This is a genomic window from Longimicrobiaceae bacterium, from assembly GCA_035696245.1.
GTDB lineage: Bacteria > Gemmatimonadota > Gemmatimonadetes > Longimicrobiales > Longimicrobiaceae > DASRQW01.
Genome location: DASRQW010000077.1, coordinates 1 through 12,534 on the forward strand (window position 1 = coordinate 1; position 12,534 = coordinate 12,534).

General features: G+C 70.8%; 9 protein-coding genes. 4 read left to right on the forward strand and 5 right to left on the reverse strand.

Going from position 1 to position 12,534, the window contains the following annotated elements:
* On the forward strand, positions 1 to 293 hold a 293-nt coding region (locus tag VFE05_03700), incomplete at its 5' end, for a hypothetical protein (GenBank protein ID HET6229157.1).
* Positions 294 to 550: 257 nt separating this feature from the next.
* Here VFE05_03700 and VFE05_03705 read toward each other — a convergent pair.
* Positions 551 to 1,267 (reverse strand): hypothetical protein, encoded by a 717-nt coding sequence (locus VFE05_03705; GenBank protein HET6229158.1) that lies wholly within the window; start codon positions 1,265 to 1,267, stop codon positions 551 to 553.
* A 473-nt stretch (positions 1,268 to 1,740) separates the two neighbouring features.
* On the opposite strand from VFE05_03705, the gene VFE05_03710 reads away from it, so the two are divergent.
* The gene (locus tag VFE05_03710; protein ID HET6229159.1) at positions 1,741 to 3,144 is read left to right on the forward strand and encodes an amidohydrolase; all 1,404 of its coding nucleotides are present in this window, start codon (positions 1,741 to 1,743) and stop codon (positions 3,142 to 3,144) included.
* Positions 3,141 to 4,454, forward strand: a complete 1,314-nt coding sequence (locus VFE05_03715; GenBank protein HET6229160.1) for an amidohydrolase family protein — start codon at positions 3,141 to 3,143, stop codon at positions 4,452 to 4,454. Before VFE05_03710 ends, VFE05_03715 begins: the two co-directional genes overlap by 4 nt.
* 281 nt (positions 4,455 to 4,735) lie before the next feature.
* Here VFE05_03715 and VFE05_03720 read toward each other — a convergent pair whose 3' ends face one another.
* Positions 4,736 to 5,533: a carbonic anhydrase family protein gene (locus tag VFE05_03720; GenBank protein HET6229161.1), complete on the reverse strand. Its 798-nt coding sequence runs from the start codon at positions 5,531 to 5,533 to the stop codon at positions 4,736 to 4,738.
* A 435-nt stretch (positions 5,534 to 5,968) separates the two neighbouring features.
* Between VFE05_03720 and gyrA the strand changes: the two genes are divergently transcribed.
* Positions 5,969 to 8,629 carry a DNA gyrase subunit A gene (gene gyrA, locus VFE05_03725; GenBank protein ID HET6229162.1) on the forward strand — a complete coding sequence of 887 codons (2,661 nt, stop codon included), beginning with the start codon at positions 5,969 to 5,971 and terminating at the stop codon, positions 8,627 to 8,629.
* Between the two features lie 156 nt (positions 8,630 to 8,785).
* Here gyrA and VFE05_03730 read toward each other — a convergent pair whose 3' ends face one another.
* From VFE05_03730 to VFE05_03740, 3 genes are all read right to left on the reverse strand, one after another.
* Positions 8,786 to 8,965, reverse strand: coding sequence for a hypothetical protein (locus VFE05_03730; GenBank protein HET6229163.1), 180 nt, complete (start codon positions 8,963 to 8,965; stop codon positions 8,786 to 8,788).
* Between the two features lie 357 nt (positions 8,966 to 9,322).
* A complete protein-coding gene (locus VFE05_03735) occupies positions 9,323 to 9,481 on the reverse strand; it encodes a hypothetical protein (protein HET6229164.1) in 159 nt (52 codons plus the stop codon).
* A gap of 188 nt (positions 9,482 to 9,669) precedes the next feature.
* Positions 9,670 to 12,534 (reverse strand): serine hydrolase (locus tag VFE05_03740; protein ID HET6229165.1); only part of this gene is annotated, 2,865 nt, incomplete at its 5' end.

The window sequence follows — 12,534 nt, forward strand, 5'->3', positions numbered from 1 at the left end:
AGGGGCTGGCGAAGGCCGGCACGCTCTCCATCATCGGCGTCTACCCGGAGACGGCCAGGTTCTTCCCCATCGGCCAGGCGATGAACAAGAACCTCACCATCAACATGGGCAACTGCAACCACCGCGCGTACATCCCGCGGCTGGTGGACCTGGTGATGGCTGGCGCCATGGACCCCGCGCAGATCCTCACCCAGCGCGAGCCCATGACCGCCGTCCTCGACGCCTACAAGGCCTTCGACACCCGCCAGCCCGGCTGGGTCAAGGTAGAGCTGAAGCCCACCGCCGCCGCCTGACCAGCAGTCCGAACCCACTGGCCGTAGGTCTCGGAACCGTCGCGAACCTCGGATCGTTGGGAACGTTCGATGTGAAGCCTGTGATCGAATCGCCGGAAACGACGAAGAAACCGCGTCCGGCCATCCCAACCGCACATCCGCCGATCCGCGGAGGTGAGCAACGAAGAAGCCCCGGACGCGAGCGATCGCATCCGGGGCTTCTCATCTACCGACCTTCATCCACTGTAAACCGACTCGCCTGAGGCTGGCCCGAAGAGTTAGCGGCGGGTGCGGGCGTCGTACTGGTTGTGCCACGCCTGGTGCTGCGCGTTGCACTGGCTCGCCACGCGAAGCTGCCAGCTCCGGTCGTTGCGGCGCTGCGCTGCGGCGGCGCTGCACTCGCGCGCCTGCTGGCGATGGAAGGCGTCGTGGGCCGCCGTGTAGCTGCCGTTGCCGTACGTGCCGGTGCGGCTCCCGTTGCGGTACACGGTCGGGTTGCCGTTGTAGGTGCCGTAGCTTCCGTAGGTGCCGTTACCGCTTCCGTTGCGGTACACGGTGGGGTTGCGGTTGCCGTACGTGCCGTAGCTGCCGTTGCGGCGTGTGTCGTAGCGCGGGTCGTACCGGTCGGCGCCACGGCCGCAGTTGGCCACAGTGTTGTGCGGGTTGCCGCGGCCCGTGCACCAGCCGGGGTGCCGGTCGCCCGGACGCGAGCCGTACTGGCCGTTCTGCCCGTACTGGCCGTTCTGCCTGTACTGGCCGTATTGCCCATTCTGCCTGTTCTGGGAGTTGCGCGCGTCCCGGCGGTCGCGGTCGTTGCGATCCGCGCGGGCGTCACCCTCGGTCCGGCGGCGGTCCGCGTGGTCGTCATCGCGGCGCTCCACGCGGTCCTGCTGCTTGTCGTGGCCGTGGCCCTTCTGCGCCAGCGCCGGCGTTGCGGCCAGCGCCGCGGCGATGGCGAGCGCGAACGGAACTCTAAGGCTGATCTTGCTGGTCATGTTCATTCCTCTGGGTTGAACGGGTTGCCTGCGGATGGAGCAATGCCGGGGCCAACCCGCGACAATCGGCTAAACCGATGTAAATACTGCGTTTTCGATAGATGGCGGACGGTCTTGCCTCCCGCGCCTCGTCCTACCTCGCGGACGCCGGCGGAGACGGCGCGAGGACAGTTTCGGACGTTCGATCGGCACCGTCGTCCTACTGCATCGCCGTCCTGGAGCAGTAGCGCCGACGGCCACGGGAGATGGAGTGCGGTGGGATCGGAGCGAGAGCCGCGGATCCGATGACGGGCCGGGGCGAGCGGCGTCCCCGCATCTCCCGCCCGCGGACGGTCAGTCGCACTTGACCGGCGCGCGCGGTGCGGCGTACAATGCGCCGCCATCCCATGCTCTTCCGCCGGCGCGCAACGGCCGGTGCGCGGTGCCGCCCAACCGGCGCCATCTCCGCTCCACCATCTCCAGGAGCCCGCTCCATGAAGCGTGCGTTGTCCGCACTCCTGCTCGCGGCCGCCGGCTGCGCGCATGCGGGCGGCCCGTCGTCGCAGCAGCCCAAGCCTGCCGCGTCGGCCACGGTGCCCGTGCCGCCCGTCCCGTTCCCGTCCACGTACCACCCCTTCCGTTCCGTCCCCACGCTCATCCGCGGCGCCACGGTGATGACGGCCGCCGGCCAGGTCATCCCCAACGGTCAGGTGCTGATGGTGGACGGCAAGGTCGCCGCCGTGGGGCAGACGGTGAACGCGCCCGCCGGTGCCACGGTGATCGACGCCACGGGCAAGTACGTGACGCCCGGCATCATCGACGTGCACTCGCACCTGGGCGTGTACGCCAGCCCCGGCGTGGATGCCAACTCCGACGGCAACGAGGCCACCAACCCCGTGACCGCCAACGTGTGGGCGGAACACTCGGTGTGGCCGCAGGACCCCGGCTTCGTGCGGGCGCTGGAGAACGGCGGCATCACGTCGATGGAGATATTGCCCGGCTCGGCCAACCTGATCGGCGGCCGTAGCGTGGTGCTGAAGAACGTGCCCTCGCGTACCGTGCAGGGCATGAAGTTCCCCGGCGCGCCGTACGGGCTGAAGATGGCGTGCGGCGAGAACCCCAAGCGGGTGTACGCCAGCCGCGGCCCCAGCACGCGCATGGGCAACGTGGCCGGCTACCGCACGGCGTGGATCGAGGCCGCCGCGTACCGGAGGAAGTGGGACGACTGGGATGCGAACGGGCGCAAGGCCAGCGACATGCCCACCCGCGACCTGGGCCTGGAGACGCTGGCCGAGGTGCTGCGCGGCCACATCCTGGTGCAGAACCACTGCTACCGGGCCGACGAGATGGCCCAGATGATCGACATCTCGCACGAGTTCGGCTACCACATCCGCTCGTTCCACCACGGCGTGGAGGCGTACAAGGTCCGCGACCTGCTGGCCCGCGAGGGCATCGGCGCGTCGCTGTGGGCGGACTGGTGGGGCTTCAAGATGGAGGCGCTGGACGAGACGAACGCCAACCTGGCGATGGTGCACCAGGCCGGCGCCCGCGCCATCGTGCACTCCGACGACCCCGGCGGCATCCAGCGCCTGAACCAGGAGGCGGCCAAGGCGGTGCTGGCCGGCCGCCAGGCGGGCATAGACGTGAGCGAGAACGACGCGCTGCGCTGGCTCACCGCCAACCCCGCGTGGGCGCTGGGCATCGACGACAAGGTGGGCACGCTGGAGCCGGGCAAGCAGGCCGACGTGGTGGTGTGGAGCGCCAACCCGTTCAGCGTGTACGCGCGGCCCGAGAAGGTGTACATCGACGGCGCGCTGATCTACGACCGCGCCAACCCCAACCTGCACCCCGTGTCGGACTTCGAGACGGGGCTCCTTCCGGCGGAGGCCGCCCGATGAGCAAGAGACTCCTCGCCGCCGCGGCGGGCGCGCTGCTCGCCACCGCCCCTGCCGCCGCGCAGACGGTCGCCATCGTGGGCGGCACGGTCGAGACGATGGCCGGGCCCGCCATCCCCAACGGCACCGTGCTCATCCGCGACGGGCGCATCGTCGCCGTCGGCGCGAACGTCGCCGTCCCCGCCGGCGCGCGGACGATCGACGCGCGCGGGAAGACGGTCACGCCGGGCTTCTTCGACTCGTCCACCCAGATCGGGCTGGAAGAGGTGGGCGCGGTGGACGAGACCAACGACCACCGCCTGAACAAGGACCCGGACCACGTGGCCGCCGCGTTCGACGTGCGCGACGGCCTCAACCCCAACTCCATCGTCATTCCCGTCACCCGCATCGCCGGCGTCACCACGGCGGTGTCGCGGCCGGACGGCGGGCTCATCTCCGGGCAGAGCGTCGTGGTCGACCTTACGGGGATGAACGTCGACTCCATGCTGATCCGCGGCGCCGTTGCGATGTACGCCTCGCTGGCCGAAGGGTCGCGCGGCGAGGCGGGCGGCTCGCGCTCCGGGCAGACGATGCTGCTGCGCCAGGTGCTGGACGACGCGCGTACGTACGCCCGCAACCGCGAAGCCTACAACCGCGGCCAGTTCCGCCAGCTCGCCGCGAGCCGGCTGGACCTGGAGGCGCTGCAGCCGGTGCTGGCCGGCCGCATGCCGCTGGTGGTGGAGGTGAACCGCGCGAGCGACATCCGCACCACGCTCGCCATCGCGAAGGAGTTCGGGATCCGCGTGGTGATCGGCGGCGGCGCGGAGGCGTGGATGGTCGCGGACGAGCTGGCGCGGGCGAACGTGCCGGTGGTGGTGAAGGTCCTCCAGGACCTCCCGGAGACCTTCGAGTCGCTGGGCGAGCGCTACGACAACGCCGCGATCCTGCGGCGCGCGGGCGTGAAGGTGGCCATCACGGCGGGCGACACGCACAACGCGCGCAACGTGAAGCAGGAGGCTGGCAACGCCGTCGCCAACGGCCTCTCGCACGACGACGCGCTGCGGGCCATCACGCTCAACCCCGCGCAGATCTGGGGCGTGGCCGACCGCCTGGGCTCGCTGGAGCCGGGCAAGCTCGCCAACGTGGTCGTCTGGGGCGGCGACCCGCTGGAGCTGCTCACGCCCGTGGAGCACGTGCTCATCCACGGCCGCGAGGTGCCGCTGGTGAGCCGCGAGACCATGCTGCGCGACCGCTACCTGCACCTGAACGACGAGACGCGCGCCTACCCCAGCGCCGCCGCCCGTCCCACGCCGGTGCAGACCCCGCAGCAGTAGCGGCATCCGGAACGGCATTCGGCGGATGAGGGAAGGGACCGAAGCGTTACACGCTCTCAGTCGCAGGCCGCGCAGCGGTCTTCGCGCCGCCGTAGCCCGCGCGTTTACGCGCCAGGCGGCCTCTCTGAGATGACCGCACCTCCAGGCTCGCCGTTGCGGCCGTCACGAACGCGGCAGATACAGAAAGCGCCCGGGATTCTTTCCCGGGCGCTTTCTGTATTCCGATTCCGATTGGCGAGTGTCCGCTCTTCTGACGATGCGGCAACCCTCCCCGTGCTGCGCTACCGCGTGCGGTGGATGATGGGGCGGCCGTTGCGGTGCTGGACGGGGCGGGCGTCGTCCGGCATGGCGTGGCGGAGCATGTCGAGCTGAGCGTGCGAGAGATAGATGCCCTTGGCCCGTACGACCCAGGCGATGCCCTCGGTGCACGGCGGCGTGGTGAGCGAGCCATCGTACAGGAACGGGTGCTCGGCGGACAGGTCGGGCATCCCCAGCAGCGCCCGCACGTCTACCGGCCGCGCGAGCTGCACGGTGTCGCCTTTTTGCCGCGGAAGCTGTCGCAGCAGCGCCTCCCACGCCTGGTTCGTCTGGGTCGCCTCCCAAAGCAGCGTGCCCAGCACGGCGTAGTGCCCGTCTGCCGTCTGGTGGACGAAGTGCACCTCGCCCGCGGCGCGCGAGCCCTCGATGCGGTGCTCGCTGGGGTGGTGGAAGTGGAACTGGACGAGCGCGTACTGCCGCCCTCGCAGCGACAGCCCGCCGGCGGGCCGCACGTTCATCTGCACCGTATGCCCGTTGTTGAACAGGTAGCCGCGCAGCGGCATGTACTCGGCCGAGAGCGCGGCGTGCCCGGTTTCGGTGTTCCGCAGGTCGATGGGCGACTGGCGGCGGCCGTCGCGGCACAGGTCGTCGCCCGGCAGCGAGCCCCAGTGCGACGGACCCGTGCGGCCGACGTACGACCACTCGGCGGCGGACGGCGGCGCGTGCGCGGCCGTCGTCTGCGCGGCGGCGGGGAGGATGGCGGAGAGCGAGAGAAGCGCGGAGGCGGCAGTGCGGAACCCTGCGTGGCGTGGACGGACCATCGGTGTGGCTCCTGTAGGGCGAGGTGGGGAGACGGGCGGCGCGACATCATTCTTCGGGACGTGGGAGAACCTAAGCATCCGCGCTCCTGCGTCCTACCGTTATCTCGTCGTCCGCCGGCGTACGGCCGAGATGCACCGCGGGAGGTGCGAACGATCGCACGCCATGAATCTCCCGTAAATCCTTGCCATGCATACAGATGCGCTTCGATGCCCGGTATCCGCCTCCCGAGCGTGCCGACCGCCGATCGTACATCCCCGGATCCGATGTTCCACGGGGTGTCCACGCTGGCGGAATCCCTTCTGATTCCGTAGGTTGTCCAGCGTCCCGCAGCCCGCTTTTCCGGGCACCCGTACGCCCACGCGGGGTACAAGAGGCATCGCGCGCGCACACGAGACGGCGCCGCGCCCCAGCTTCGACTCTCCCAGACAAGCCACATGGCCGACGACATCACGCCCGCCGATCCGGACGGGCTTCCCGAGCTTCCGCAGCAGAAGATCCTGCCGCGGCTGATCGAAGACGAGATGCGCGAGTCGTTCATCGACTATTCGATGAGCGTGATCGTGCAGCGCGCGCTGCCCGACGTGCGCGACGGCCTGAAGCCGGTGCACCGCCGCATCCTGTTCGCCATGCACGAGGCGGGGCTCAACCCCAACCGCCCGTACAAGAAGAGCGCGACGGTGGTGGGCGACGTGCTGGGCAAGTACCACCCGCACGGCGACCAGTCGGTATACGACGCCATGGTGCGGATGGTCCAGGACTTCTCGCTGCGCTACCCGCTGGTGGACGGCCAGGGCAACTTCGGCAGCGTGGACGGCGACGGGGCTGCGGCGTACCGGTACACCGAGTCGCGCCTGGCGCAGCTCGCCACCGAGCTGCTGGCCGACATCGACAAGGAGACGGTCGACTTCGCGCCCAACTACGACGACCGCCTGGTGGAGCCCACGGTGCTGCCGGCCAAGGTGCCGAACCTGCTCATCAACGGCTCCAGCGGCATCGCGGTGGGCATGGCCACCAACATCCCGCCGCACAACCTGCGCGAGGTGGTGGACGCCTGCGTGCACCTCATCGACAACCCGGACGCGACCACCGACGACCTGCGCCGCTACGTGCGCGGGCCGGACTTCCCCACGGGCGCGCTGATCTACGGGCGCGACGGGATCAACGAGGCGTACGACACCGGCCGCGGCCGCGTGGTGCTGCGGGCGCGCGCCGCCATCGAGGAGCGCGACGGCGGCAAGGGCGAGCGCATCGTGGTCACCGAGATCCCCTTCCAGGTCAACAAGTCGCGCCTCATCGAGCACATCGCCGAGCTCGCGCGCGACCGCAAGATCGAGGGCATCGCCGACCTGCGCGACGAGTCGGACCGCGACGGCATGCGCATCGTGGTGGACCTGAAGCGCGACGCGATCCCCCACATCGTGCTGAACCAGCTGTACAAGCACACGCAGATGCAGAGCACCTTCGGGGTGATCATGCTCGCGCTGGTCAACGGCGAGCCCAAGGTGCTGCCGCTGCGCGACATGCTGCACCACTTCGTGCAGCACCGGCACGTGGTGGTGGTGCGCCGCGCCCAGTTCGAGCTGCGCAAGGCCCGCGAGCGCGAGCACATCCTGGAAGGCCTCAAGATCGCCGTCGACCACATCGACGAGGTGATCGCCATCATCCGCGGCAGCGAGACGACCGACGAGGCGGGCGAGGCGCTGCGCACGCGGTTCACCCTGTCCGTCCGCCAGTCCGACGCCATCCTCAACATGCGTCTGGCGCGCCTGACGGGGCTGGAGATCGAGCAGCTGGAGGCCGAGCTGGCCGAGATCCGCGCCACCATCGCGGACCTGGAGGAGATCCTCGCCAGCCCGGAGCGCCGCCGCACCATCATCAAGGAGGAGCTGCGCGAGGTCGCCGACAAGTACGGCGACGAGCGCCGCACCCAGATCCTGGGCGAGAGCGGCAGCTTCAGCATCGAGGACCTGATCGCCGACGAGGAGATGGTGCTCACCGTCAGCCACACCGGCTACATCAAGCGCGTGCCGGTGGACACGTACCGGGCGCAGGCCCGCGGCGGACGCGGCATCGCCGGAATGGGGACCAAGGAGGAGGACTGGGTCGAGCACCTCTTCCTGGCCAGCACGCACGACTACCTGATGTTCTTCACCCGCGACGGCCAGTGCTACTGGCTGAAGGTCCACGAGATCCCCGCCGGCTCGCGCGCCAGCCGGGGCAAGCCCATCGTGAACCTGATCAACGTGGGGCCCGACGAGAAGATCGCCGCGCTGGTGCCGGTGCGCGAGTTCAGCCACGACCGCTCGCTCATCTTCGCCACGCGCAACGGCGTGGTGAAGAAGACGACGCTGGCGGCGTACGGGAACCCGCGCAAGGTGGGCCTCAACGCCATCAACGTCATCGACGGCGACGAGCTCATCTCGGTGCAGCTGGCCGACGGCGGCTGCGACGTGGTGCTCGCCACGCGCTCGGGCCAGGCGATCCGCTTCCACGAGACCGACGCCCGCGAGCTGGGCCGCGCCACCACCGGCGTGCGCGGCATCGGCCTGCTCGAGGGCGACGCGGTGATCGGGATGGTGGTCACCAAGCCGGGCAGCTCGCTGCTGGTGGTGACGGAGAAGGGCATGGGCAAGCGCACCGGCATCGAGGCGTACCGGCTGCAGCGGCGCGGCGGCAAAGGCGTGATCAACGTCAAGACCACCGACAAGACCGGCAAGGTGGTCGCGATCAAGGAGGTCCATCCGGGCGACGAGCTGATGATCATCACCCGCGGCGGGGTGGTGAACCGCCAGCCGGTCGACGGCATCCGCATCATCGGGCGCAACACGCAGGGCGTGCGGCTCATCAACCTGGGCCCCAAGGACGTGGTGGTCGACGTGGCGCGGGTGGTCAGCGAGGACGCCGTGCCCGAGCCGGTGGAAGCCGGCGCCGAGACGCCCGCGCTGGCACCCGACAGCGACACCGGCGCGGTCCTGAGCGTCCCCGGCGAGGAAGACGGCGGCGTGGCCGGCTTCGACGAGGACATCGAAGACCACATGGACGAGGACGGCGAGGGCGGCATCCCCGACCTCGACGAGGACCTGGACGACGCGTGACCATCCACCGTGCGGCGGGTTGATCCGCCGGATGGTGGATGCAGGACGAACGGACGAGGGGCCGGCGGATGCGAATCCGCCGGCCCCTCGTCTTTCTCCCGGCCTCCTCGCCTGCCGCGCCGGTGCGTTCCCGCACGCTCCCCGGCGGATGCGCGGCTAGAAGACGGTGCCGCCACCGCCGTCATTGGGAGCCAGGTCGCCGCCGGGAATCCCGCCACCGCTCTGGAGCGTCAGGTCACGCAGGCGCGGCAGCACTTCCACCTGAGGCGCGATCCAGACCTGGCGCCCGGTGGGCACGGCGGAACAGCTGTTCGGACGGAGGTTCGGGGGCGGCATCTTTGCTCCTGGGTTTAGGATAGATAACGGCCCCTTTTGGTCTAGCAGATAGTGTGCCTCTGGTGGCGGGTGGATGGCACCAAAATGTGCAGCTGTTCCGAGCGGTCGAGCAGAGGTAAACGGACACCAACGTCCAGACGTTTGACAAGATTTTTTACAGCTGGACTCTCGATCCCGAATCCGGTGCAAGCTTGGGCGGAGGGCATATCAGCAGTGCTGGTCGACAATCTTTCGGCTACGCATCCACATCGACGAACCTCCGCGGGGACGAAGGGTCACCGGCGCAGGCACATCTCGACGGCGCAGTCCCATCTTCGGAAATCCCGTGATTCTACAGGCCCTATCAGCGTGGCGCGGCTAGAAAGCCGGGCCGTGACCAGCGCTCGCGCAGCGGGACGAACCGTGCTCGTAGCTCTTCCTGCGCGGCAGCACTTCGATCTCCGGGGTGACCCACGGCTGGCGTTCGCCGGGGCGGGCGTCGGCGTCGATCTGGTTGCGAATGGGGAACGGTGGCATCGGCACTCCTGGCTCGGGTTGGATCGCTGCCCTCTGTAAAGCAGAAGGCATACCAGAAGACTTCCAGACCCCAATCAAGTGTTCGCGCCAGTTTTAGCAAGCGCTCCGCATCTGCTACCTGTCGATCCGCCGCGGGGTGTCGCATTTCGCGACGGCGCCCCCGGTCGCGGCCAGATGCGCATCTCCCGCTACCCCCGTCTGCGCGGCTTCTTGGGCGGCGTGCGGCGCGTGGTCCGGTGCGTGGTCGCGCGGGTCGTGCGCGAGCTGCGGCCGCGGGATGCGCGCGACGGCTTGGCCCTGGGACGCGCCTTGAGCTTGGGCTTCTGGGGCACCACGGCACCGGCGCGCGCGCCCACCTTCACGTCGGTGATGGCGAGCGCCGCCGCGTCGTGCACCTTGGCCCGCACCGAGAGGATGCCGGCCGACGTCCCCTTGTCGTAGGTGCGGTTGGTGAGGAGGACCACGAACAGGTCCTTGTCCGGGTCGATCCAGATGGACGTGCCCGTGAACCCCGTGTGCCCGTATGCCCGCGCCGAGAAGTACGCGCCGGCCGAGCTCTTGGGACCGGGGATGTCCCAGCCCAAGCCGCGGTTGCCGGGCAGCCCCTGCGGCGTGGTGAAGCGCGTGACCACCGCACGCGAGTAGATGCGGCGCGCGCCGTACGTGCCGCCGTTGAGCAGCGTCTGCGCGTACACCGCCAGGTCGCGCGCGGTGGAGAAGAGGCCCGCGTGCCCGGCCACGCCGCCCAGCCGGAAGGCGTTCCCGTCGTGCACCACCCCGCGGACCACGTACGGCCGCTCGGACCGCAGCGCTCCCGGCGCGGTGCGAGGCGCGAAGACCAGCGGCGGGCGGTACATGGTGCTCGTCATCCCCAGCGGCCCCCACACGCGGCGCGCGAGGAACCGGTCGATGGGCTCGCCCGCGGTGCGCTCCACGATCTCCTTCATCAGGATCATGCTGAAGTCGCTGTACAGCATCTTCGTGCCCGGCTCGTACTTGAGCGGGTCGGCGTAGACCTCGCGCAGCGCACCCTGCGGCGACGAGCGGTCGTTGTACAGGTCCTCGCCCTCGGGCAGGCCGGCGGTGTGGGTGAGCAGGTTGCGCACGGTCACGCCGCCCTTGCTGCCGCCCTTGAAGTCCGGCAGGTAGTGGTGCACGGAGACGTCCAGCTTGATCTTGCCGTCGTCCACCAGCGCCATCACCGCCGCCGTCGTCCCCGCCACCTTGGTCAGCGACGCCAGGTCGTAGATGGTGTTCGATCCGCTCACGCCCGGCGAGGCGGGATCGTCGCCCAGCGCGCCGTAGCCGCGCAGCTTCACCAGCGCGCCGTGGCGGCCGACGGCGATGGCGGCGCCGGGGAAGACGCCGTCGCGGATGCCCTGCGCGATGGCCGCGTCGATCTTCGCCAGCCCCTCGGGGTTCATCCCGGCGGACCTGGGATCGGCGACGGCGAGCGCGGGAGATGCGGGCCAGGCCACGCTCGCGGGCGGGGGATGCGCGGGCTTCCACGCGCCCGTGATCGCCCGCGCGGCCACCGTCTGCGCCTCCGCGCGCGTGCCCCACGCCAGCACGTACGATGCGGGAGCGTAGCCCGCGGGCGGCTCGGTGGTCGCGAACGCCACGTCCACGATCCGGCGCGGCACGGTGTCGCGCCCCATCGCCGCCGCGGCCGCCGCGCTGTCGGCCGGTGCGGAGCGAACCGCAGAAGTGTCGGTGGATGCCGCGGCGGCCGCCTGCGCGGCGGCGGCTGGAGTCAGCAGCTCGACCACCCGGTCGACGAGCACCGGGGCCGCGCCGGGGAAGCGCACCGCGACGAGGCAGTCCGCATCGTTCGCAGGCGAGTCCCCCTCGTCCGTGAGCGGGCCGCGGAGCGCGACCGTGTCCGCCAGCACGGGGAAGACGGCGCCGAGCGGCCGGAGCTGCGCCGCCAGCGTCCTCACGTCCATTCCCGCCGCCGCGGCCACCGCGACCTTGCGGCATCCCTTCAGCGCAACGGACGGCGCTGAACCGAGCACCATCGTAGAAGCCTCGAACCCCGCCCGCGCAGCCGACACCGCATCCGCAGACGCCAGCGCCCGGACGCCTCGAACTGTATCTGCCGCCGCGGGGGGGATGCCGAGCCCCGCGCGCTCCTTCGCGGCGAAGATGCGCCGCACCGCCGCCTCTACGCGCGACGCGGGGATGCGCCCGCTGCGCACGCCACCCATCACGGCGTCGATCGTCGCCCGCGGGTCCGCCACGCCTACGAGCACGTCCGCGCCCGCCGCCACCGCGCGCACCGCCGCCTCGCGGCCGCCATAGGTCCGGCTGAGGTAGCGCGCCGTGTCCACGTCCGCCAGCACCAGCCCGCCGAAGCCGAGGTCGCGGCGCAGCAGGCCGAACATCGCGACCGCGTTCACCGGAAAGGGCACGGTGTCGCCCGTGGCCGACGGGAGCGCAACGGGGCCCAGCATCAACCCGTCAACACCGGCGCTGTCCAGGCGCTGCACGAAGCCGGCGGGGCCCGCCTCCAGCGCGGCGCGGTCCCACGACAGCACGGCCAGCGAGTCGCGGTCGGTCCCGGACGGGGCGGGGAAGGCGCGCACCGCGGCCAGCATCCCCCCGCGCCGCAGCGCCTCAGCGAAGGCGACGGTGCCCTCCGCGGCGCCGGAACTCGCCGCGTCGAACGGAGATGCGAAGGCATCGGGGTTCATCGGCGGGCCGGAGAGGAGGGCCAGGCGGATGCCGAGCGCTTTCGCCTCCGCCGCGGCGACGGTGCCGGAGGCCGCCGCCGCGTCCGCATCTCCCGCCGCGCCCGTCGCCGCTCCCGGCGCAAGCTCCGTCGCGCCGGCGATGGACGTACCCGCGCCGCGGTCCATTTCTGCCGCGGCGAGGAGGGGGAGCGCGGAGTGGCGGCCGAGCGTGTCCAGCATCGCCGCCACCGCGCCCGCCGCGCCGCCCGTCACCACCACCCCGCCGATGCTGTCCACGCTCACCCAGCGGCGCAGCTCGGGCGAGCCGCCGCCCTCCAGCATCCCCGCGTCCTCGCGGGCGACCACCATCTGCGCCACCTT